Origin of the sequence: Streptomyces sp. NPDC051963, assembly GCF_044593495.1 — a bacterium.
Classification (GTDB): domain Bacteria; phylum Actinomycetota; class Actinomycetes; order Streptomycetales; family Streptomycetaceae; genus Streptomyces.
This window is the reverse complement of sequence record NZ_JBIUCC010000002.1, coordinates 776,761-799,095: the sequence shown is the minus strand read 5'-3', so window position 1 is coordinate 799,095 and position 22,335 is coordinate 776,761. Positions and strand designations below refer to the sequence as shown.

25 protein-coding genes are annotated in these 22,335 nt (G+C 69.3%); 18 read left to right on the top strand and 7 right to left on the bottom strand.

Features of this window, described 5'->3' with window-relative positions:
• Positions 1-158 precede the first annotated feature (158 nt).
• The 4 genes from lipB (at position 159) to ACIHFB_RS10015 (ending at position 3,320) form a co-directional block, all read left to right on the top strand.
• Positions 159-977, top strand: a complete 819-nt coding sequence (gene lipB / locus ACIHFB_RS10030; RefSeq protein WP_365277177.1) for a lipoyl(octanoyl) transferase LipB — start codon at positions 159-161, stop codon at positions 975-977.
• A 133-nt stretch (positions 978-1,110) separates the two neighbouring features.
• Positions 1,111-2,076, top strand: coding sequence for a lipoyl synthase (lipA, locus tag ACIHFB_RS10025; protein ID WP_365277174.1), 966 nt, complete (start codon positions 1,111-1,113; stop codon positions 2,074-2,076).
• 272 nt (positions 2,077-2,348) lie between these two features.
• Positions 2,349-2,549 (top strand): hypothetical protein, encoded by a 201-nt coding sequence (locus ACIHFB_RS10020; protein WP_365277171.1) that lies wholly within the window; start codon positions 2,349-2,351, stop codon positions 2,547-2,549.
• Positions 2,550-2,618: 69 nt separating this feature from the next.
• On the top strand, positions 2,619-3,320 hold the full coding sequence (locus tag ACIHFB_RS10015) for a DUF4191 domain-containing protein (RefSeq protein WP_365277168.1): 702 nt from the start codon (positions 2,619-2,621) through the stop codon (positions 3,318-3,320).
• 11 nt (positions 3,321-3,331) lie between these two features.
• On the opposite strand, the gene ACIHFB_RS10010 is transcribed toward ACIHFB_RS10015, so the two are convergent.
• From ACIHFB_RS10010 to ACIHFB_RS10000, 3 genes are all read right to left on the bottom strand, one after another.
• A complete protein-coding gene (locus tag ACIHFB_RS10010) occupies positions 3,332-3,838 on the bottom strand; it encodes a flavin reductase family protein (RefSeq protein ID WP_365277166.1) in 507 nt (168 codons plus the stop codon).
• A 124-nt stretch (positions 3,839-3,962) separates the two neighbouring features.
• On the bottom strand, positions 3,963-5,129 hold the full coding sequence (locus tag ACIHFB_RS10005; RefSeq protein WP_400126278.1) for an acyl-CoA dehydrogenase family protein: 1,167 nt from the start codon (positions 5,127-5,129) through the stop codon (positions 3,963-3,965).
• A gap of 125 nt (positions 5,130-5,254) precedes the next feature.
• Positions 5,255-5,722: an RDD family protein gene (locus ACIHFB_RS10000; protein ID WP_365277160.1), complete on the bottom strand. Its 468-nt coding sequence runs from the start codon at positions 5,720-5,722 to the stop codon at positions 5,255-5,257.
• A gap of 209 nt (positions 5,723-5,931) precedes the next feature.
• On the opposite strand from ACIHFB_RS10000, the gene glnA reads away from it, so the two are divergent.
• The 4 genes from glnA (at position 5,932) to ACIHFB_RS09980 (ending at position 9,445) form a co-directional block, all read left to right on the top strand.
• Positions 5,932-7,341, top strand: coding sequence for a type I glutamate--ammonia ligase (gene glnA, locus ACIHFB_RS09995; protein WP_365277157.1), 1,410 nt, complete (start codon positions 5,932-5,934; stop codon positions 7,339-7,341).
• Positions 7,342-7,454: 113 nt separating this feature from the next.
• Positions 7,455-7,796 carry a hypothetical protein gene (locus ACIHFB_RS09990; RefSeq protein WP_365277154.1) on the top strand — a complete coding sequence of 114 codons (342 nt, stop codon included), beginning with the start codon at positions 7,455-7,457 and terminating at the stop codon, positions 7,794-7,796.
• A 135-nt stretch (positions 7,797-7,931) separates the two neighbouring features.
• Positions 7,932-8,849, top strand: a complete 918-nt coding sequence (htpX, locus tag ACIHFB_RS09985; protein WP_365277151.1) for a zinc metalloprotease HtpX — start codon at positions 7,932-7,934, stop codon at positions 8,847-8,849.
• 2 nt (positions 8,850-8,851) lie between these two features.
• Complete coding sequence (locus ACIHFB_RS09980) at positions 8,852-9,445, top strand: hypothetical protein (RefSeq protein WP_365277148.1); 594 nt, start codon at positions 8,852-8,854, stop codon at positions 9,443-9,445.
• Positions 9,446-9,476: 31 nt separating this feature from the next.
• Here ACIHFB_RS09980 and ACIHFB_RS09975 read toward each other — a convergent pair whose 3' ends face one another.
• Positions 9,477-9,761, bottom strand: coding sequence for a hypothetical protein (locus tag ACIHFB_RS09975; protein ID WP_365277146.1), 285 nt, complete (start codon positions 9,759-9,761; stop codon positions 9,477-9,479).
• A gap of 254 nt (positions 9,762-10,015) precedes the next feature.
• On the opposite strand from ACIHFB_RS09975, the gene ACIHFB_RS09970 reads away from it, so the two are divergent.
• Both ACIHFB_RS09970 and ACIHFB_RS09965 read left to right on the top strand, forming a co-directional pair.
• Positions 10,016-10,813, top strand: a complete 798-nt coding sequence (locus ACIHFB_RS09970; protein ID WP_365277143.1) for an alpha/beta hydrolase — start codon at positions 10,016-10,018, stop codon at positions 10,811-10,813.
• A gap of 15 nt (positions 10,814-10,828) precedes the next feature.
• A complete protein-coding gene (locus ACIHFB_RS09965) occupies positions 10,829-12,013 on the top strand; it encodes a winged helix DNA-binding domain-containing protein (protein ID WP_365277140.1) in 1,185 nt (394 codons plus the stop codon).
• Positions 12,014-12,071: 58 nt separating this feature from the next.
• On the opposite strand, the gene ACIHFB_RS09960 is transcribed toward ACIHFB_RS09965, so the two are convergent.
• The 3 genes from ACIHFB_RS09960 to ACIHFB_RS09950 form a co-directional block, all read right to left on the bottom strand.
• A complete protein-coding gene (locus ACIHFB_RS09960) occupies positions 12,072-12,380 on the bottom strand; it encodes a hypothetical protein (protein ID WP_365277133.1) in 309 nt (102 codons plus the stop codon).
• Positions 12,381-13,389: 1,009 nt separating this feature from the next.
• Complete coding sequence (locus ACIHFB_RS09955; RefSeq protein WP_365277130.1) at positions 13,390-13,947, bottom strand: hypothetical protein; 558 nt, start codon at positions 13,945-13,947, stop codon at positions 13,390-13,392.
• Positions 13,948-14,198: 251 nt separating this feature from the next.
• Positions 14,199-14,774: a hypothetical protein gene (locus ACIHFB_RS09950; protein WP_365277127.1), complete on the bottom strand. Its 576-nt coding sequence runs from the start codon at positions 14,772-14,774 to the stop codon at positions 14,199-14,201.
• A gap of 948 nt (positions 14,775-15,722) precedes the next feature.
• Between ACIHFB_RS09950 and ACIHFB_RS09945 the strand changes: the two genes are divergently transcribed.
• From ACIHFB_RS09945 to ACIHFB_RS09910, 8 genes are all read left to right on the top strand, one after another.
• The gene (locus ACIHFB_RS09945; RefSeq protein WP_365277125.1) at positions 15,723-16,082 is read left to right on the top strand and encodes an arsenate reductase family protein; all 360 of its coding nucleotides are present in this window, start codon (positions 15,723-15,725) and stop codon (positions 16,080-16,082) included.
• 157 nt (positions 16,083-16,239) lie between these two features.
• Positions 16,240-16,914, top strand: a complete 675-nt coding sequence (locus ACIHFB_RS09940; RefSeq protein WP_365277122.1) for a hypothetical protein — start codon at positions 16,240-16,242, stop codon at positions 16,912-16,914.
• 305 nt (positions 16,915-17,219) lie between these two features.
• The gene (gene glnII, locus ACIHFB_RS09935) at positions 17,220-18,248 is read left to right on the top strand and encodes a glutamine synthetase (protein WP_365277119.1); all 1,029 of its coding nucleotides are present in this window, start codon (positions 17,220-17,222) and stop codon (positions 18,246-18,248) included.
• Between the two features lie 165 nt (positions 18,249-18,413).
• Complete coding sequence (locus ACIHFB_RS09930; RefSeq protein ID WP_365277116.1) at positions 18,414-18,536, top strand: hypothetical protein; 123 nt, start codon at positions 18,414-18,416, stop codon at positions 18,534-18,536.
• Between the two features lie 83 nt (positions 18,537-18,619).
• Complete coding sequence (locus ACIHFB_RS09925) at positions 18,620-19,156, top strand: winged helix-turn-helix domain-containing protein (protein ID WP_365277113.1); 537 nt, start codon at positions 18,620-18,622, stop codon at positions 19,154-19,156.
• A gap of 60 nt (positions 19,157-19,216) precedes the next feature.
• Entirely contained in the window at positions 19,217-20,212 is a 996-nt protein-coding gene (locus ACIHFB_RS09920; protein ID WP_365277110.1) for an NAD-dependent epimerase/dehydratase family protein, read from the top strand.
• Positions 20,213-20,313: 101 nt separating this feature from the next.
• Entirely contained in the window at positions 20,314-21,588 is a 1,275-nt protein-coding gene (locus ACIHFB_RS09915) for a sensor domain-containing protein (protein ID WP_365277107.1), read from the top strand.
• Positions 21,573-22,226 carry a response regulator transcription factor gene (locus ACIHFB_RS09910; protein ID WP_365277104.1) on the top strand — a complete coding sequence of 218 codons (654 nt, stop codon included), beginning with the start codon at positions 21,573-21,575 and terminating at the stop codon, positions 22,224-22,226. The genes ACIHFB_RS09915 and ACIHFB_RS09910 overlap by 16 nt, the downstream gene beginning before the upstream one ends.
• The last annotated feature ends 109 nt before the right edge of the window (positions 22,227-22,335 follow it).

Here is a 22,335-nt window from a genome sequence, read left to right as displayed (position 1 = left end):
CGAATGTAGCGGAGAGTAAGCGTCTGACTGCACACTTCTCCGCGCATTCATCCGATCGTGTGAGGATTGCCCGCAGGACTGACGGGCATCGACCGGACGTACAGTGGCGTGGGTGCGTTACGTGCCTGACACAGGTATCGCTGAGGGAGGCGCTTTCCGTGAGTGAGTTGCGGTTCGTCCGCATGGGGTTCGGCGCGGACGCCGTCGAGTACCAGGAGGCGTGGGACGAGCAGCGCCGGGTGCACGCGGCGCGCTTCGAGGACCAGATCCCCGACACCGTGCTGCTCCTGGAGCACCCCCCGGTGTATACGGCGGGCCGCCGCACGGCCGACGACGAGCGTCCCCTCGACGGCACTCCGGTCATCGATGTGGACCGCGGCGGCAAGATCACCTGGCACGGTCCCGGCCAGCTGGTGGGCTACCCCATCCAGAAGCTCCCGCGCCCGGTGGACGTCGTGGCGCATGTACGACGCCTGGAGGAGGCCCTGATCCGCACGTGCGCGGAGTTCGGCCTGGAGACCAGCCGGGTCGAGGGCCGCAGCGGGGTGTGGGTCCTGGGCGACCCGGTGGACCAGCGCCCGTCGCTCGGCGGGCTCTCCCTCGACTTCGACCCGCGGCTGCACGACGAGGAGTTCGACCCCCGGCTCAACGGCCCCGAGTACGCCCCCTCCAACGCCGGCCAGCGCCGCGAGGACCGCAAGATCGCCGCGATCGGCATCCGCGTGGCCAAGGGCGTGACGATGCACGGCTTCGCGCTGAACGTGAACCCGGACAACGTGTGGTTCGACCGCATCATCCCGTGCGGGATCCGGGACGCGGGCGTCGCCTCGCTGGCGGCCGAGCTGGGCCGCGACGTGACGATCGACGAGGTCCTGCCGGTGGCCGAGCGCCACCTGAAGGACGTACTGGAGAACGCGGACCTGAAGCCGAGGGAGATCGAGAAAGCACCGGCAACTGTCAGCCCGTCCGGCGTTTGAGGACGAGGCCCGTTCAGGGCCGAAGCGGGGGTCCGGGGGCGGCAGCCCCTGGGGGCCGGCACCCACGCCGGACCACCAATTCAACGGGCGTAACCTAGATTGCGCCGAAGAATCAATCGCTAGGGAGCCCATCGTGTCCGCAGTCGCACCCGACGGACGCAAGATGCTGCGCCTGGAGGTCCGGAACGCCCAGACCCCCATCGAGCGCAAGCCCGAGTGGATCAAGACCCGGGCGAAAATGGGTCCCGAGTACACGAAGATGCAGAGCCTCGTGAAAAGCGAGGGCCTGCACACGGTCTGCCAGGAAGCCGGCTGCCCCAACATCTACGAATGCTGGGAGGACCGCGAGGCGACCTTCCTCATCGGCGGCGACCAGTGCACCCGGCGCTGCGACTTCTGCCAGATCGACACCGGCAAGCCCGAGGCCCTCGACCGCGACGAGCCCCGCCGGGTCGGTGAGTCCGTGGTCACCATGGACCTGAACTACGCCACGATCACCGGCGTCGCCCGCGACGACCTGGAGGACGGCGGCGCCTGGCTGTACGCCGAGACGGTCCGCCAGATCCATGAGCAGACGGCTTCCCGCGAGGCCGGCCGCACCAAGGTCGAGCTCCTCGCCCCGGACTTCAACGCCGTCCCGGAACTGCTGGAGGAGGTCTTCGCCTCCCGCCCCGAGGTCTTCGCGCACAACGTCGAGACGGTGCCCCGGATCTTCAAGCGCATCCGCCCCGGCTTCCGCTACGACCGCTCGCTCGCGGTCATCACCGCCGCCCGCGACTACGGCCTGGTCACCAAGTCGAACCTCATCCTCGGCATGGGCGAGACCCGCGAGGAGGTCAGCGAGGCGCTCCGGCAGCTGCACGACGCCGGCTGCGAGCTGATCACCATCACGCAGTACCTGCGGCCGAGCGTCCGGCACCACCCCGTGGAGCGCTGGGTCAAGCCGAACGAGTTCGTGGAGCTGAAGGACGAGGCCGAGCAGATCGGCTTCTCGGGCGTGATGTCCGGCCCGCTGGTCCGCTCCTCGTACCGCGCCGGACGGCTCTACCAGATGGCCATCGAGAAGCGTGGCGCATACGTCGCCTCGCAGGCGGTCTGACATACCGTCACCTGCCGTGCCGTGCAAGGCGCGAGACGGCGTGTGAATTCGCGCACAAGAAACTACTCACCGGTAGCGGAATTGCCGACGCGGCCCTGAACGTCCTCGCAGATGAGGGCGTACATCAGGGCCGCGTCAGTGTTTTCGGCCCCCGTATCAAGGCTTCATTGGCGTTTGACCGGTCGGTCACGCCCTGGTAACACCAATCAGTGACACTCGACTTACACCGCGTACACCCGTATCCGAAGCCGTACCGAGGGGGGACCTCCACCATGCAGGCCGCGCCCGTCCGCGCCACCGCCATCCCGTCCGTCACCGACGCACTGCGCGCCGTCGAGTCGCTGCTGATGAGCAGCGGCCAGCGCACCGCCCGTCGCAACGCCTGGACTTCCGTCCTGGAGGACCGCCGCCGGGCCAAGGACCGGGTCGAGACCCAGCTGGTGCTGGAGCAGACCCTCGCCGGGCGCCCCTGAAGCTCCCCTTCCCCTTCCTTCCGGGCACTGCCGTCGTCGGCGCTCCCGGGGCCACGTAGACTTCGTGGCATGGCGAGGAAGGACACGGCAGCGGACGCTGCAAACCCCGGGCGGCTCAAGCAGATCGCTCAGACCTACAAGATGACCCGCAGGGCCGACAAGAAGATCGGCCTTGTACTCGCGGCAGTCGGAATCGTCACCTTCGGTGTCTTCCTCGCGATCGGTTTCTTGATCGGTCACCCCATTTATCTCGGCATCCTGGGCCTGCTGCTCGCCTTCCTCGCGACGGCGATCGTGTTCGGGCGCCGGGCCGAGCGGGCCGCCTTCGGGCAGATGGAGGGACAGCCGGGCGCGGCCGCGGCAGTGCTCGACAACGTCGGCCGGGGGTGGACGACGACCCCCGCGGTGGCGATGAACCGCAGCCAGGACGTGGTGCACCGAGCCGTCGGCAAGGCAGGCATCGTCCTCGTCGCCGAGGGCAACCCGAACCGGGTGAAGGGCCTGCTGGCCGCCGAGAAGCGGAAGATGAACCGCATCGTCGCGGACGTCCCGGTGCACGACCTGATCGTCGGCACCGGCGAGGGCCAGGTCGCGCTGAAGAAGCTGCGTACGACGATGCTGAAGCTGCCGCGTGTGCTGACCGGCCCGCAGGTGACGGCCACCAACGACCGGCTGCGTGCCATGGGCGACATGATGAGCAACATGCCGCTGCCCAAGGGGCCGATGCCGAAGGGCATGAAGCTCCCGAAGGGCGGGCCGAAGGCCCGGTAGATCCGAGGGGATCAGGCCAGCGTCCTGAAATCCCGGTCGTAGTAGACCATCGGGGACCCCTCCCCCAGCCGTATACCCGTCACCCGGCCGATCAGGACCGTATGGTCCCCGGCCGGGTGACGTGCGTGTGCCTCGCAGTCCAGCTCGGACAGTGCCTGCTTGACCGTCGGCAGTCCGCCGGGGCTGAGCCACATCCCTCCGGACCCGAACTTGTCGGTGCCCTTGCTGGCGAAACGCAGGGCGAGCGGGAGATGGACCGGGGCCAGCATGCTCACCGCGAAGCGGTCGCAGCGCGCGAAGGACAACGCCGAGTCGGCCGAGTTCGCCAGGCACACCAGGATCATCGGCGGGTCCAGCGACACCGAGCAGAAGGAACTGGCGGTGAACCCGCGGGGCGTGCCGTCCTGGCACCGGGTGGTCACCACCACGACGCCCGAGGGGAAGCGGGCCATCGCGGCCCGGAAGTCCTCGGGCACCACCGCCGCATCCGGTATCTCTGTGTCTTGCTCCGTCTTCACGGCCGCACCACCTGTTGGACCTCGCCGGCGACTCACTGACCGTGCTCGAATGTGTACGAGATCACCGTCCGCGCTCAGCTCGACTATGCGGCCGCCACCCCCGCTCAGCAACCGGACGAGACCGTCAGCCGGGCTTGGGCCGCCCGCCACCGGACAGGGCCCACGCGCCGTACGCCGCACCGGTGGTCTCGAAGGACAGCGCCACGTGCGAGGCGGCGCTGTTCACGTCCCGCCAGAAGCGTTGCACGGGGTCGGTCGAGGACTGTCCGGACGTCCCGCTGGTGCGGAAGACCCGGTCGACCGCCGAGACCAGCAGCTCCACCGCGAGTGCGAGGTCCCTGGCCCCGCGGACCGCGGCCTCGCCCTCCGACGGGGCCTCCGTGCCGTCGGCGACCGCCGCCGTACGCCGGACGAGGAGTTCGGCGGCGTCCACCTCGGCGGCCGAGCGGGCCAGGGAGACCTGCATCGAGGGCATCTCGCGGACGGCCCGGCCCCGCCGGTCGACGCGCGATCCGGTCCGCTCGGTCCAGGCGCGCATCGCGCCCCGCACGGCGCCGACCAGCGGAGCGGCGAACGGCAGTGAGTTCACGGCGTACATCGGCACGATGTGGCACCGGGCGTCCGACGCGGGTGCCCGGCCGGCGTGGACGGCGGACCGGGCCAGGGTCCGGTGCTCGGGCACGAAGACGTCGGAGAGGACCAGGGTGTCGCTGCCGGTGCCGCGCATTCCCACGGAGAACCAGCTTTCGGCGATGGTGAAGTCGGCCCGCGGCACCGCGAAGTACCTCACCGCGGGCCGCCCCTGGGGATCCTCGGACGGCTCGTCCGGTACGGCCGCACAGGCGAGCGCCCAGTCGGCGAAGTGCACGCCGCTGATGTACTTCCACTCGCCGCTCAGCCGCCAGCCGTCCGCCACGCGCTCCGCCGTGCCGGACGGCATGAGTGCGGCGACCAGCAGTGCGTCCGGGCCGTCCGCCCAGATCTCCGCCTGCCCTTCGGCGGGCAGGAAGGCCGCGTACCGGCCGGCGTAGGCGGCCAGCGACGCCGCCCAGGCCGCCGACGTACACCCCTCCCCGACGAGGAAGACCGCCGAGGTCAGCTCGCTGAAGGCGCCGGCCGCACCGCCGTGGGCCACCGGCACGAAGTGCCGTGCGAAACCGGCGTCCCGCACCGCGTGGATCACCTGCGGCGAAAGCCGCCGGGCGGTTTCCGCCTCTTCCGTGTGCCGGGCCGCGATATCGGCGACCTGCGACGCCCGAACCACGATCGTCGACGTGTTGTCGTACGACATATTGTCCAACCACCTCCGCCGGTATGGCGGCAGTGTTTCGAAGGCGGTTCGACGTGGACGGGACCCCGGGCCGTGACCGGCTCAGCCGTCACCCGACCGGCGTCATCCGCGCGGACCGCGGTGACTCAGCTCCGTACCTCGACCGTGTGGGCCAGCCGGTCGTGCAGTCCCCGTCCGTCGCGGTCCCAGATCAGGGCGGGGATCGCGACGCACAGCAGGGCCGTACGCAGCAGGGTGCGCAGCGGGTTAACGGTGCCGGTGTCGAGGTGGACGACGCGCAGGCCGAAGAGGCGCTTGCCCGGGGTGAAGCCGATGGTGCCGACGGTCAGGACGCTCAGCACGAAGAAGATGAGCAGTGCCCAGTTCCCCGTCGCCTGCCGGTAGCCGTCAGTGATCAGGCCGTATGCGATCAAGAGGCACAGGGCCCAGTCCACGGCGAGGGCGCCGAGGCGGCGGCCGGGGCGGGCGATCGAGCCGGGCCCGTCCTCCGGGAGACCGAGCTGCTCCCCGCGGTATCCGAAGTCGGCACCGGCGTCTTCCATGGCCGCGCGCGGCCCGGAGAGCCACGACCCGATTGCTTGCCTCTTGTCCACCCGTACACGGTACTGCGCCCTTGTTTGACCGGGGCACGGCGGGGTGTTTCGGAGCTACGGTGGAACCCGGGCCGGTTAACTTGTGCGAAACAAATGGGTCACGCCCGAGAAATCACGCGTCCCTAGGGTCGAGGTCAGCGTATGCCACCGCACTGGCCGCACAAACGAACTACCACCCCGGCGGGACGGTCGGGAGTAGGAGGAGCTGGATGTTCCAGAACGCCGACGAGGCCAAGAAGTTCATCGCGGACGAGGGCGTCAAGTTCATCGACGTCCGCTTCTGCGACCTCCCGGGCGTCATGCAGCACTTCACGGTGCCTGTCGATGCGTTCGACCCGGATGACGAGCTGGCCTTCGACGGCTCCTCGATCCGCGGCTTCCAGGCCATCCACGAGTCCGACATGGCCCTGCGCGCCGACCTGTCGACCGCCCGGGTCGACGCGTTCCGCCGTGACAAGACGCTGAACATCAACTTCTTCATCCACGACCCGATCACCGGCGAGCAGTACAGCCGTGACCCGCGCAACGTGGCGAAGAAGGCCGAGGCGTACCTCGCGTCCACGGGTATCGCCGACACCGCGTACTTCGGGCCCGAGGCCGAGTTCTACGTCTTCGACAGCGTCCGCTTCGCGACCAACGCGAACGAGTCCTTCTACCACATCGACTCCGAGGCCGGCGCCTGGAACACCGGTGCGCTGGAGGACAACCGCGGCTACAAGGTCCGCTACAAGGGCGGCTACTTCCCGGTCCCGCCGGTCGACCACTTCGCCGACCTGCGCGCCGAGATCTCCCTGGAGCTGGAGGCGGCCGGTCTGAAGGTCGAGCGCCAGCACCACGAGGTGGGCACCGCCGGCCAGGCCGAGATCAACTACAAGTTCAACACGCTGCTCGCCGCCGCCGACGACCTCCAGCTCTTCAAGTACATCGTGAAGAACGTCGCCTGGCGCAACGGCAAGACCGCGACCTTCATGCCGAAGCCGATCTTCGGTGACAACGGCTCGGGCATGCACGTCCACCAGTCGCTGTGGACGGGCGGCTCCCCGCTCTTCTACGACGAGGCCGGCTACGCGGGCCTGTCGGACACCGCCCGTTACTACATCGGCGGCATCCTCAAGCACGCCCCGTCGCTGCTGGCCTTCACCAACCCGACGGTGAACTCGTACCACCGCCTGGTCCCGGGCTTCGAGGCCCCGGTGAACCTGGTGTACTCGCAGCGCAACCGCTCCGCGGCCATGCGTATCCCGATCACGGGCTCCAACCCGAAGGCCAAGCGCGTCGAGTTCCGTGCGCCCGACTCCTCCGGCAACCCGTACCTGGCCTTCTCGGCGCTGCTGCTCGCCGGCCTGGACGGCATCAAGAACAAGATCGAGCCGGCCGAGCCGATCGACAAGGACCTGTACGAGCTGGCTCCCGAGGAGCACGCGGGTGTCGCGCAGGTCCCGACCTCGCTCCCGGCCGTCCTCGACCGCCTCGAGGCCGACCACGAGTTCCTGCTCGCGGGCGACGTCTTCACGTCCGACCTGATCGAGACGTGGATCGACTACAAGCGCACGAACGAGATCGCGCCGCTCCAGCTGCGTCCGCACCCGCACGAGTTCGAGCTGTACTTCGACGTGTGATCGTCGCCCTTCGGCAGCCCTGCGGCGCCCCCGTTCCTGGAATCTCAGGACGGGGGCGCCGTCGTTTGTTTTCTGGCACGATTGTTCGAGACGGAGTGACGGGGGTTGCTGAGATGTCCGAGCAGGACGACGCCGAGCGCGAGTTCGACCTCAAGTGGGCGGACGGGGCCGAGCACAAGGAGCCCTCGGCCCGTGCCCGGATGCTCGCCGAGCGCTGGAAGAAGGACCCGCCGGGACCGGTGCCGTTCCGGGCCGACCCGGATCCGGTGCGCAGGCGTCGCCGCTCGTCCCGGATGCGGACTGGTCGCCGTTCGTCGCGGATGCGGATCGGTCTCCGCTCGACCGGGATGCGGGGCGGTCGTCGCTCGCCCTGGATATCGACGGCCATCGTGCTCGGCTCCATGGCGGCGATCATCCTGCTCCTCGGGTACCTGAACTTCCGGCCGTCCTACTGAGTGACGGCGCTCACAGCCTGAGTGGTGACCTCACAGCGTCCCTTTGCAGGCCCTAGAGCTGATCGCGACCGCGTCATGGTGTGCCCGGGTGCACACTGGCAGTGGGGCGAGTGCCTGACTGCTGAGGTGATGCATATGCAGAGCCGATTCCGGAGCGACCGGCGCCTGACCGTGCGCATGACGGTCACGCTTTTTCTGCTCGGATTGTTGTACGTGGTGTTCATCGCGGCGCTGATCGCGCTGCTGAAGTCCTGGGTGCTGGTCGTCGTGGTGGCGGCCGCGTTCCTGGGCGCGCAGTACTGGTTCTCCGACCGGATCGCGCTGTTCGCGATGCACGGGCGGGTCGTGGAGCGCGAGGAGTATCCCGAGCTGCACGGCGTGATCGACCGGCTGTGCACGATGGCGGACATGCCCAAGCCGGTGGTCGCCGTATCCGATATGGACATGCCGAACGCGTTCGCCACCGGGCGCAACCCAGACAAGTCGGTGATCTGCGTGACCACCGGTCTGCTCCGGCGCCTGGAGCCGGCCGAGCTGGAGGGCGTGCTGGCACACGAGCTGTCGCACGTGGCGCACAAGGACGTCGCCGTGATCACCATCGCGTCGTTCCTCGGTGTGATCGCCGGGCTGATCGTGCGGTTCGCGTTCTACTCGCAGCTCTTCGGCGGCGGGCGCCGGGACCAGAACACCGCGGTGATCTTCATGGCGGTGATGGCGGTCTCCGCGGCCGTCTACGCGATCAGCTTCATGCTGATCCAGGCCCTGTCCCGGTACCGGGAGCTGGCGGCGGACCGGGCGGCGGCGCTGCTGACCGGCCGTCCCTCCGTACTGGCGTCCGCGCTGACCAAGGTGTCGGGCGACATCGCCCGGATCCCCACCAAGGATCTGCGCACGGCACAGGCCTTCAACGCCTTCTACTTCACCCCGGCCCTGGGCAAGGAGCCCGGTCTCGCCCGGCTCTTCTCCACCCACCCGAGCCTGGAGCAGCGGCTCGACCAACTGGCACAGATCTCCGCCGAGTTGGGTGAGGCGGCGACTCCCGGAAAGGCGTGAGTATGGGATTGCTGGACATCCTGCTCGGTCGTACGAAGCCGGTCGCGCCCGATCTCGACCAGCTCTTCGCCCTGCCGTCGGCCGCCGTAACGCTCCAGGCGGCGGCCTCCTTCACGCCGACCGGGCGCGGGGCGGTGTGCTTCGCCACGGTCGAGGGCGCGGCCTTCGAGCAGACGCACCGCGAGGTCCAGGCGCTGCTGGACGCGGACGCGGATCGCGATGGCCCGCCGGTGGAGTTGCAGCGGGACAAGTACGGCTACTCCTGGCTGGTCTCGCATCGCGGCCCCGACGAGCTGCCGCTCCTGGTCAACGACCTGCATGCGGTGAACAGCTCGATGGAGGTCAACGGCTTCGGCCCGCAGTTGCTGTGCTCACTGGCCGGATTCGCGGGCAGTGGGGCCGAGGAGGACCGGCGACTGGCGCTGGTCTACCTCTACAAGCGGGGCACCTTCTACCCGTTCGCGCCGCTGCCCGGCGACGGACAGCGGCGCGACAACGCGCTGGAACTGCGCGTCAAGGCGGCCCTCGGCGACGACCTGCGCATCGAGCAGGACCTCAACCGCTGGTTCCCGGTGTGGGGCGCGCCCGGTCTGTGACCGGCGGCTCACCACACCGGGAACCAGCGGATCACTTGCTCTTCTCCTTGCCCTTCTCTCGCTCCTGACGGCGCGACTCGAAGGGACGCTCGCGGCGGTACCGGCGCTCCCACTTGGCCTGCTCGTCCCGGCGATTGCGGTACGAGCGGTAGTCGGACGGCGACATGCCGGATCCGCCCGAAGGGGAGGTCGGCGAGGAGCCGCGTCCGTACTGGAGGTAGAGGAAGAGCACCGCGACGGCGGCAAGCCAGTACAGGTGGTTTCCGAATCCCATGACGACCAGGACCGCGGTCCCGGCAAAGATGATGGTGCCCATGATGGGCCTCCGTGGGCGTGGGTGATGGCTGAGCGGTGACGAGGTGTCCCGACGGGGCGCTGGGGGTGGGCGTCCTGCCGTCGGTGCGTAGAGAGTAGCCCCGTGTCCGCAAGGTGGTGCCTGCCCTGCGGGAACCGATGGAGGACAACTCCGCTACACGTGTCCAGCGTAGGGAAGCGGTCACTCGGCGTGCATCTGCTTTTCCCGGGGGTCTGCGGCGTTACGGGTGCAGGCCTCATGAGTGAATGGGGCGCATGACTGAGCCTTCCTCCTTCGCGCCTTTCGTCGACGAGTACGACGGTGAACTGCTCAGCGGGTTGTACGGCGACGACGGCGACGGTCCGGACGACCGGCCCACCGTCGTTCTGCTGCACGGCGCGGGCGTGCTCGGCAGCAAGGAGCGACTGCTCCCGCTGCTCGACGAGTTCGTCGCCCGCGGCTGTCGTGGCCTCGCCTTCGACTTCTCGGGGCACGGGGAAAGCAGCGGTGAGCTACGGGAGTTGAGCCTGCGCCGGCGCTTCGAGCAGGCGGTCGCCGTGATCGACGCACGCGCGTGCGGCCCGCTGGTGCTGGTCGGGTTCAGCATGAGCGGCCAGACCGTGGCGGACCTCGCCCGGCGCTACGGGAAGCGGGTCGTGGCCCTCGGCCTGTGCGCACCCGCCGTGTACGCGGCCGAGGCATGGGAGGTGCCGTTCGGGGACGGCGACGGCCGGTTCAGCGAGATCATCCGCACGCCGGACAGCTGGCGTGCCTCACCCGCACTGGACGCACTCCGCGCGTACGAGGGCCGGGCGGTGCTCGCGGTCCCCGGCACGGACGTGGTCATCCCGCCCACCGTGACGGAAGCCGTCCAGGAGGCGCTGGCCACACGCGCACAGTTCACCCGCTTCGACCTTCCCGAGGCGGAGCACATGCTGGGCCAGTGGTTCCGCGAACACGCGGACGACCGGCGAGACTTCGTGAACGAGGTACTGACCGACCCGACCGACCTGACCGGCCGATGGCCGATTGTCAGTGGCGTCCGAGAGGATGCGGTCACGGATGCGAAGTGACGGGTGGAGGACGGTATGGGTGACGGGCAGCGGCACGTCGGTGTGACGGAGCGACGGGCCCGCCTCGCGCTGCGGCACCGCCTGGCGGGTACGGCGCGGGCGGCGTCGCCCGAAGAGATCGCCCGCTCGCTGGTCGCGCTGCACGGCACCGACCCGGCGACGGTGTATCTGGCGGTGGGCGCCCGGCTCGGGGACCCGGCGCCGACGGTGACCGAGACCGAGCGGGCGCTGTACGGGGACGGCAGCCTGGTCCGTATGCACGGCATGCGGAGCACCGTCTTCGTGTTCCCGTCCCCGTTGACCGCAGTGGTGCACGCCTCCACGGGCATCGCCGTCGCCGCCCGCGAACGCGCCCACCTGCTCAAGCAGATGGCTGCGGCCGGAGCGCCGGACGCAGCCTGGCTCAAGGAGGTCGAGCAGTCCACGCTGGCCGTGCTGGAGCGCCGCGGACAGGCGACGGCGGCCGAACTCGCCCAGGACGAGCCGCGGTTGAGAGAGCAGTTCCTGTATGGAGCCGGGAAGAGCTACGAGGGCCTGCACACGGTCTCGACACGGCTGCTGCGCCTGCTGGGCCAGGAGGGCAAGGTCGTGCGCGGCCGGCCGCTCGGCTCCTGGACCTCGTCCCAGTTCCGCTGGGCGCCGGCGCCCCCGCATCCGGAGCTGGACATCGCCGGGGCCCAGGCCGCCCTCCTCGGCCACTGGCTGACGGCGTGCGGCCCGGCCACCGAGGCCGACCTCAAGTGGTGGACCGACTGGAAGGTGACCGAGGTGCGTCGCGCCCTCGAGGCGATCGGCGCCGAGGAGGTGCGGCTCGACGAGGGCACGGGCTTCGTCGCGGCCGGTGACACCGCCCCCGTGGCCGAGCCCACCGAGCCCTGGGCCGCGGTGCTGCCCGCCCTCGACCCGACGGCGATGGGCTGGCAGCACCGCGACTGGTTCCTCTCCCCCGACCTCCGCCCCGCCCTCTTCGACCGCAGCGGCAACGTGGGCCCGACGGTGTGGTGGAACGGCCGGGTGATCGGCGGGTGGGCCCAGCGGGCCGACGGGGAGATCGTGTGGCGCGTGCTGGACGGGGAGGGCATCGGCCGGGAGGCGGAGACGGCGATCGAAACGGAGTCGGAGCGGCTGCGGGGATGGGTGGGGACGACGAGGATCACACCGCGGTTCCGGACCCCGCTGGAGCGGGAGTTGTCGGCGTAGCCACGGCTCCCCTTCCGGCGCCGGGTACCGTGCCCACGCACGGCACCCGGCCCCGACCTCACCGGTTGTAACGCATGAACGCCCGCACCATGTGACACGTCGTGTCCGACGGCGGGTGGACGCCGATGAGTTGCGCCGTGCTTCGTATCGTCTCGTTGCGGGCCTGGTTCGGCATATACACGCCCGAGTCGAGCAGGGCGATGGCGAGGCGCATGGCCTTGAGGCGGCGGTTGTGCGAGACGTACCACTCGCGGGGACGGCCCGGCGGCAACGGGCGCTTCTCCACGGGGTCGTACGGCAGGTCGAGCAGGACCGGGCGCATCGCGGTGGACTGGGTCGGCTTCGGCTTCAGTGCGGCAGCGGGCACAGGCATCCTCCTGTCGCGGTAAGGGCCTCGACCGGGGACTTCGGCGGCCCCGGCGACACCCTCGAACACTGCTTCTAGTTTACTGCCCGGCACTGACATTCCGATGGTCCAGGAGTTCATCAAATGCGCTGGTCAGCAACAGGACTGGCACCGTGTCACACATGGTCTGTGAGACATGGATGAGACGGCGGAAGATTCGAACGGAGTCTGCGCGGCAACTCCCCCGTCGTGGTTCCTTTCGAGCATCGCCTCCGCCATCGACGTCCCACTCGCTGACCTTGCCCGCTGAGCGGCCGCCCACGACGGGGGAGAATAGGGGCGGGCCGCCCCGCCCTCTCTGTCCTGCGGCGGGTGCCCGGCAGGCTCAGTTCAGTGAACCTGCGAGCACGGGTGCTCAACGTGCCGGCCGCCGAGTTCGTCACCCGCCGCGAGGAAGACGCCCGGGGCGCCATTGGCAGCGGACTGGGTGACGTTGCCGCTGTCCGTGTCAGCACCGGGGCCCCGGGCACCCTGATCCGCCTGCGCCCTCGCCGTGGCCACTCGCGATGGCGTAGATCGGCGAGCCGTTGCAACGTAGGGCAGGTACGGTCCCCGCTGCGTGGTTTGCCGGCAAGTCCTTGAAAGGGACCTGCATGTGATCTCCCGGGCGGGATCCTCCGACGGTCGCCGTGCGGCGGATGCCGGGAAGGGTGAGGGACTGCGGCACCACGACGGAATGAGCGGCTCCGCCGTGCCGTCAAGGCATGGACGGCACTGAGCGCTCCAGCTCGGGCAGCGCGGCCAAAGCGCTGGAAGCCGATCAGAAGCCATCCCATTTGCGACGGTGTTGGATCTTCGGCCCGGCGCCTTCTTTGGCACTGATGCGTGGGGCATGGTGGCACGAGGCGCGCGCTTAGCGGGGAATGGGTGAAGGCCCGCGCGGTGGCGGGCCTTCAGGGGCTTCTGAGTTCGGGCACGATCGAGCGGAACGCAACTACGGGTCAGTAGTCGTCGACGCGTTCACATGGCCTCATGCCACCTGGGTCGTAACGTCGGTAATCCCTACGGATGCCTTCGTGCTCGACGAAGCAGTGCTGATCAGAGACGGCGAGTAGTTCAGGCTTGTCTGGTCCGTCAGCTCGGCGGTCTCGATGACCGGCCCGGACTCGTCGCCGCGGATCTCGTAGGTGATCTCGTACACGGCGTCTGGGTCGATGCCCTCACTGTCACCCAGGTAGGTCAGGACCGGCTCAACCGTCACGTTGCAGCCCGCCGACCCGAAGCACTGACTCTGAGTGGTTTTCAGCTTGATCGTAAAGCTGTCGGCGTCGATCTCGTCGTATGCCGGTGTGGGGTCCGACTCCTCCGCGGCAGCGGTCGCGACGTCCCTGTTCGGAGCGCTCGTGATGGCGGCTGCAGTCGGCTTGTTGTCGTCGTCTCTGGACTGCACGACCACGACGCCCGTCGTCACGATGGCAACGATGACGGCTACAGCTGAGCCGATGACGACGAGGTTGGTGCGGGACTTCTTCGGCGCCGGCGGGGGCGGCGGGAAGTCGGGCATGGGTGGAGGTGTCGAGTTGCTCATGGTCCCCCCTGGGACGTGCATTGTGTCGTGCGGGCGTGTGACTAGCGAGGATTCCGTGCTGTTGCTGCGATTCGGCGAAATCCGTCTGACCGGAACGACCTGCGCTGATGCCAGCCGTCGTCCCCGGCGAGCGCCGCCTCAGCGTGCTTGACCTTCCCACTCGTCGAAGGCTCCGCGCAGACAGGATTCCCACCCTGGGACGCCGACCGTGGCCCCGTCGGCACGGGCGGACAGGGCCACGGCGGCGGAGATCAGTAGTTCGCGTTGGCGAGGATCTCGCCATCCTTGTCGTACACCGTCACGAGACCGTTGTCGGACTCGTAGCACGACGTGAACGCGGACGCGATCAGCTTGCCCTCGCCCGCGTGCGGGCCCACCAAGCCGCCGGTGAAGTCGGTGAAGACCTCCGGCACGTCAAGGATGTCGTTCCGCTTGTCAGCGCCGGTGACCTTCGTGACGTGCTTGACGGCTTCCTTCTCGGTGGGCGTTCCACTCTTGGCGACGCAGGCCTGGAACTGCCCGGCCTGAGTCTTGGTCTCTTCCGCCTGCTCTTCCTTCGCCTCACCAGCCCTCGCCTCGCCAGTCTCCTGGTTGTCGTTGGCACTGACGGCCCTGTCTTTGTTGCTGGTGTCAGTGGAGTCACCGTCCCCGCTGCTGGCCGCCACGCCGATGATGACGAAGAGGGCGAGGATGCCGACGCAACCGAGTCCGGCGATCTTGCCGACTCTGCGCTTCTTCGGCGGCTGGGGCGCCGGCGCGCCGTAGCCAGGCTGCTGCGGGTAGCCGTAGCCGGGCTGGTTGGGCTCATGCGGGTAGTGCTGGTTCACGTGTCCCCCCGAGGGTTCGCCATGGATTGCAGGTGTACGACTCGTGGAGAACTCGTGCGGTTGTAGAAGTTCGAAACAATTCACTCGAAAGTGGCGACAGTCGTCTCATCTCCCGGGAAGCGACGGTGCCGCAGGGGGCTCGGTCGCACGCGGGAGAAGCGGCTGGCGGGGTAGAAGCCGCCGCAGTTGGCGCAGTAGTACAGCGACTACCGCTCGGGGCCGCGGGCTACGAGGAGTCTTCGGATCATGATCCGATCGCCTCCCTGCGCACAACGCCGAGGGTGTCCGCGAGACGTTCTTCGAAGGCCTCCGCCTTCGCGGCGTCGACCCGACTCACGTACTCCCGGAGGCGTCGCCGCGCGACCTCCTAGTCTGCGACTGGGTCAGCTGTTCGGCCGCCGGGGCAGATCGTCATCCCCTGCTTACGGCACAACCGACGGGCATGTCGAGGGCCTCCAGGACAGCGCGGGCCGTCACCTTCGAAATGCCGCGATCCTCGACGAAGTCGGCGAGGAAGACCTGCGGTGCCGCGAGCCGGTGCAACGTCTCGGGGATGCTCTCGGCTCCCCTCTCATCGACCGGCCGGGCTGGACACTCCCCCACCGCGGCAGCACGGCGTCCGCCAGTTCGGTCTCGGCATGCGTCGCTTCGTCGGGCGCTCAGCCGAACGTCGGCGTGGATCCGGAGCCAAGCATCCTCGCCCCCCAGGCGAGTTGCCGACGACGAGGCGCGCGTAACCGGCGCTGTTGGCGACCCAGATGACGAGGCCGAGCCGCAGACCAGGCGATGACCATGGCGAGGGCGACGCCACCCACACTGATCGCGGCGCAGGGCCACAAGGTCCCGCCCGCCACTGACAATAGCCCCTGGCCACAAGGGCTTTCGGGGCTCCAGTGACACACGCGGAAGACGGGTTTTCCGGGTACCCGGAGGGGCTACCGTGATCGCATGGAGATCTGGATCAACCCCGCCTGTTCGAAGTGCCGCAGTGCCGTCGGTCTGCTCGACGCCGAGGGGGCCGAGTACACCGTCCGCCGCTATCTGGAGGACGTGCCGAGCGAGGACGAGATCAGGGACGTACTCGACCGTCTCGGTCTGGAGCCGTGGGACATCACGCGCACTCAGGAGGCCGTGGCCAAGGAGCTGGGCCTCAAGGAGTGGGCGCGGGACGCCAGTTCACGGGATCGGTGGATCAAGGCGCTGGCCGGGCATCCGAAGCTGATTCAGCGTCCGATCATCACCGCGGACGACGGCACGGCGGTCGTGGCCCGCACGGACGAGGCGGTACGGGACGCGCTGTCCCGCTAGATCCGGTTCTTCCGGCTTACGAACCCGACTCGCGCCCCGACTCTTTCAACTCCACTGTGACGCAGGTTACTTCGGTGACTCCTGTAACCACTGAGTAACACCGTTCGGCATCTCGTACATAGCGACGTACGCTCCCCCACCCCGTCAGGAGGCGCGCATGTCGCGTAGGAGAACCCTCAGCACGAAGAAGAAGGTCGCCCTGCTGGTGACCGCGGCCGCAGTGGCCGGAGGCGGGGCCTTCGTCATGGCCAGCACCTCGAACGCCGCGCAGACCGCCGCCGACTCGACCGTCTGTCAGGGTCTCGCCACCGCCCTCGGCAACAACGAACAGTTCATCGCGGGACAACGGACCAACCCGGACGCGCAGTCCGAGGCACGGATCGCCAACCGTGAGGCGGTCATCGCGCAGATCAAGGTGCAGCAGAAGGCGTCGGATTGCGTCGTTGGGGAATCGGCTCAGGGCTCCCAGGCGACACAACCGGCGCAGAACGGCCAGGACACCGGCCAGCAGGCAGGGGGCCAGCAGCCCTCCCAGGCCGCGACCCCTCCGGCGGGCAACGCCGGTGACGGCGCCGCCGCGTCCGGCCAGCAGGTCTGCAACGGCTCCACCGTCACCCTCTCCGGCGAGGCCGGCGCCCCTGCCGCGTCCAGCAACCAGTTCCCGGCGGGTACGAAGCTGAAGGTCACCAACCTGGACAACAACAAGTCCACGACGGTGGAGGTCACTTCGGTCTCCGGCAGCTGTGCGCTGCTGAACAACGCGGCCTTCGAACAGGTCCGTGAGCCCGGCAAGTTCCTGATCCGCCGGGCCCTGATCGAGAAGGTGGGGTGATACCCGGTCGTATCCGCAGGCAGTGAGGCGGCGGCCCGCTCCGCCACCTCGTACGTGTCACTGGTCCTGTCGCTCCCGGCCAGGAGCGGCAGGACCGACACGGTTCGGGCCACGCGCTTCCCCTGCGCGGTGGCCTCACACCGTGAGTCGCACCACAGCACCACCAGGTAACACCAGGTTCACATTCGAGCAATGATCGGGAAATCGCCTGTTGACAGGCTCGCGGGAACAAGAGCGGCGCCCCAGTGCCGCAGCGCCGCAGCACCCGCAAGTGCGCCTAGACCCACCCCCGAAGGATGTGGCCCGTGAGCTTCAAGGCTGAGTACATCTGGATCGACGGCACCGAGCCGACGGCCAAGCTCCGTTCCAAGACGAAGATTATGGCCGATGACGCCAAGGGTGCCGAGCTGCCGATCTGGGGCTTCGACGGGTCCTCCACGAACCAGGCCGAGGGCCACGCCTCGGACTGTGTGCTCAAGCCGGTCTTCTCCTGCCCGGACCCGATCCGCGGCGGCGACGACATCCTGGTCCTGTGCGAGGTCCAGAACATCGACTTCACCCCGCACGCCTCCAACACCCGCGCCGCGCTGGTCGAGGTCGCCGAGAAGTTCGCCGCCCAGGAGCCGATCTTCGGCATCGAGCAGGAGTACACCTTCTTCAAGGACGGCTACCCGCTCGGCTTCCCGAAGGGCGGCTTCCCGGCCCCGCAGGGCGGCTACTACTGCGGTGTCGGCGCCGACGAGATCTTCGGCCGTGACATCGTCGAGGCCCACCTGGACAACTGCCTCAAGGCGGGTCTCGCCATCTCCGGCATCAACGCCGAGGTCATGCCCGGCCAGTGGGAGTTCCAGGTCGGCCCGGTCTCCCCGCTGGAGGTCTCCGACCACCTGTGGGTGGCCCGCTGGCTGCTCTACCGCACCGCCGAGGACTTCGGCGTCGCCGCCACCCTCGACCCGAAGCCGGTCAAGGGCGACTGGAACGGCGCCGGCGCGCACACCAACTTCTCCACCAAGGCGATGCGCGAGACCTACGAGGCGATCATCACCGCCGCCGAGTCGCTCGGTGAGGGCTCCAAGCCGCTCGACCACGTCAAGCACTACGGCGCCGGCATCGACGACCGTCTGACCGGTCTGCACGAGACCGCCCCGTGGGACAAGTACTCCTACGGCGTCTCCAACCGCGGTGCCTCGGTCCGTATCCCGTGGCAGGTCGAGAAGGACGGCAAGGGCTACATCGAGGACCGCCGCCCGAACGCCAACGTCGACCCGTACGTGGTGACCCGTCTGCTGGTCGACACCTGCTGCTCGGCCCTGGAGAAGGCCGGCCAGGTCTGATCCACGTCATGGCCCGCGTGCCGTGAGCTTCCATGAGGGGCGTCCGCCGTCTTGGCGGGCGCCCCTCATGTGTTCCCTTGTTCGTTTCACCGACGGTGTGATCACCGACGTCCGAGGAGTGAGAGCGGGCTGCTGCCGGACGGGCTCATCTGCTTCAATGGGCCCATGGCCAGCTTCCGGAAGTACCTCGCCACGGGTCGCCGTGACCTGGAGCCCTTCTGGCCTTCCCGTCAGCACCACGACTTCGACCGGGTGTGTTGCCGCGCGATGAACGCGCCGGCCCTCTAAAGCCGCACATCTCGGCCTTCGGCCGGCGCGCAACGACGTACGTCCCTCCCGACGAACCTCTCGCGCGAAAGAGCTGACCTCTCATGGCGACCACTCGTCCACTGCACTCCACCCCTGACATCTCCCCCACCCGGCGTCTGCGTGCCGTCGATCCCGACGAGGTGATCGACGTATCGGAGTTCCTGCCCCCGGGCGCCACCTGGGTGCCCGCCCCCCAGCACACGCTGCCCACGCTGCCGGGGCAGCCGCCGATGGTCGGATACCTCGTGCTCATCCCGGCCGACCGCCCGCACATCGCCGAGTCCACTACTCCCGAGGACACCGCCGACGCAGTCGTCCGCGTCGACACCACGCAGCGCACCGCCGAGGTGGACGGTCGCCAACTCGACCTCACCTACCTGGAGTTCGAGCTGCTCGCACATCTGGTTACCCGCCCGGGCCGGGTGCACACCCGCGACCAGCTGGTCACCACGGTCTGGGGGTACGGACATGTCGGCGACGGCCGCACGGTCGACGTCCACATCGCCCGGCTGCGCCGCAAGCTGGGCGCCGAGCACCGCAACACCATCCAGACGGTGCGGCGGGTCGGATACAAGTACGTGCCGCCGACCGTGCGCTGACCGTCTGCCCACGGCAGATTCCCGTTCCGTCCCGCGGTCGGGCCCGGCAGAGTCGAGGTCATGAGACTTCTGGTGCTGGGTGGTACGGAGTTCGCGGGGCGGGCCGTCGTGGAGGCGGCGCTCGGCCGGGGCTGGGAGGTGACCGTCCTCCACCGGGGCCGGCACGCACCGCCTCCCGGTGTGCGGTCGCTGCACGGCGACCGCACCGCGCCGGACGGGCTCGCCGCCCTGGCGGAGGGCGAGTGGGACGCCGTCGTCGACACCTGGTCGTGGGCACCGAATGCCGTACGGGACTCGGCGCGGCTGCTGCGGGGCCGCGCCGGACGGTATGTGTACGTGTCGAGCTCCTCGGTGTACGCATGGCCGCCCGCCGCCGGGTACACCGAGGACGCGCCCCTGGTCGAGGGCGCCTCGGCCGACGCGGCGGCGACCGAGTACGCGCGCGACAAGCGGGGCGGCGAGCTGGCCGCCGTGACCGGGTTCGGCGCGGACCGTTCGCTGCTGGTCCGCTCGGGGCTGATCCTCGGGCCGTACGAGAACATCGGGCGGCTGCCGTGGTGGCTGACCCGGATCGCGCGCGGCGGCCCCGTACTAGCGCCCGGGCCCGAGGACCTGCCCCTCCAATACGTCGACGTCCGCGATCTCGCCGAGTGGATCCTCGGCGCGGTGGAGCGGGAGCTGAGCGGACCGTACAACCTGAGCGGCCCGCCGGGTCACACGACGACGGCCGGGCTGCTGGAGGCGTGCGTACGGGCGACCGGCGCGGCGGCGGAGCTGCGGTGGACCGACCCGGACGTCGTCCTCGGCGCGGGAATCGAGCCGTGGACCCAACTGCCGGTGTGGGTACCGCCGGACAGCGAGCTGCATGCGGCCCTGCACGGCGCCGACGTGTCCCGTGCGCTCGCGACGGGCCTGGACTGCCGCCCTGTCGCCGAGACCGTCGCCGACACCTGGGCCTGGCTGACCGGCATCGGAGGCAGGGCGCCCCAGCGGCCGGACCGGCCTCCGGTCGGACTGGATCCGGAGGTGGAGGCAAAGATCCTCGGCGGCGTGTGACCGTGCCCTCCCCCCGCTCGCGAGGGGTGTATCTGACACCACCCCCTGGTCCGGGTCCTTACCCCCGTGACCTGCCCTGTCCGCTCGGCCAGACTGACGCCATGGACATCGACACGAAATACCCAAGGGACGGCGCCCTGCGTACCCGGGCGCGGGGCATGGGACGGGCCGGGGTGCGAGCGCTCGGGCTCTGCCTGATGGTGCTGCCGGGAGCGATCCTCGGTTTCGTGCTCTCCGTGGTGTCCATCGTGCTGATCCCGGTCGGGGTCGGCATCGTCACCACACCGTGGGTGCTCACCGGTGTGCGGATCTTCGCGGACTGGCGGCGGGTGCTCGCGGCCGACTGGTGCGGGGTGCGGATTCCGTCGGCGTACCGGCCGCTCCCCGAGGGGGCCAATCCGTGGACCCGCACCTTCGGAATGCTCCGGGATCCGGCGACCTGGCGGGATCTGATGTGGCTGCCCGTCGACATGACGGCGGGCTTCGTCACCGCGCTGCTGCCTGCGGCGCTGCTCTTCTACCCGCTGGAGGGGCTCGCCATCGCGGCCGGGCTGTGGCGGGTCCTCCCCGACGGCTACTGGTACGGCTTCGTGCCCGTCTCCGGGCAGGCCTCCGCATTTCTCGCGGGCGCCCTGGGTCTGGTCCTGCTCTTCTTCGCCCACTTCCTCACCACGCGTCTGCTGAAGGTCCACTTCCAGCTCACCCGGGCCGTCCTCGCCGGCGACCAGGAGGCCCTCACCGAGCGCGTCCGCGTCCTCACCGAGACCCGGCGGGACGCAGTCGACACCTCCGCCGCGGAGCTGCGCCGCATCGAGCGCGACCTGCACGACGGGGCACAGGCCCGGCTGGTCGCCATGGGCATGGACCTGGGGACGATCGAGATGCTCCTCGACAAGGACCCGGAGCAGGCCAGGCTGCTTCTGGCGCAGGCCCGCAAGTCCTCCGTCGAGGCCCTCACCGAACTGCGGGACCTGGTCCGCGGCATCCATCCGCCGGTGCTGGCCGAGCGCGGCCTGGGTGACGCCGTACGGGCGCTGGCCCTGCGCATGCCCGTACCGACCGAGGTGACGGTGGAGCTCCCCGGGCGGGCGGACGAACCCGTCGAGTCGGCGGCCTACTTCGCGATCAGCGAGGTGCTCACCAACGCGGTCAAGCATGCGGAGGCCGACCGCATCTACGTCGACTTCCACCACAGCGACGGCATGCTGCGGATCTCGGTCACCGACAACGGCAAGGGCGGCGCGAGCATCGGCGCCGGTTCCGGACTGGCCGGAGTCGAGCGCCGACTGGGTACATTCGACGGCGTCCTGGCCGTCAGCAGTCCCGCGGGCGGTCCCACCATGGTCACCATGGAGATCCCTTGCGCGTTGTCCTAGCCGAAGACCTGTTCCTGCTGCGCGACGGACTGGTCCGGCTTCTGCAGGCCCACGACTTCGAGATCGCCGCGGCCGTCGAGACGGGCCCCGAGCTGTCCCGCGCGCTGGCCGAACTGGAGCCGGACGTCGCCGTGGTCGACGTACGCCTGCCCCCGACGCACACCGACGAGGGGCTTCAGTGCGCGCTCAAGGCCCGCAGGGACAGGCCCGGTCTGCCGGTGCTGGTCCTCTCGCAGCACGTCGAGCAGCTGTACGCCCGTGAGCTGCTCGCCGACGGCAGCGGCGCGGTGGGGTATCTGCTGAAGGACCGGGTGTTCGACGCGGAGCAGTTCGTGGATGCCGTACGACGGGTCGCGGCGGGCGGTACGGCGATGGACCCACAGGTGATCCAGCAGCTGCTGTCCCGGCGGGAGGCCGACGACCGGCCGCTGGGGCGGATCACCGCCCGCGAACGGGAGGTTCTGGAGCTTATGGCACAGGGCCGCTCGAACGCGGCGATCGCGGCACAGCTCGTCGTGACCGAGCGGGCCATCGCCAAACACACCTCAAATATCTTCGCGAAGCTGGGACTTGAGGTTTCGGACGACGACAACCGCCGTGTACTGGCGGTTCTCGCCTATCTGGACCAGGGCCGCTGAGCCGGAACGATCACAACTTCCGCGTTTTGTGGGGGAGTTGAGGGGGAATTGTTCCTCGAACCTCTCATCAATTTCTGAGACTGCTGAACACTCCTGGGACCTCCTGCGT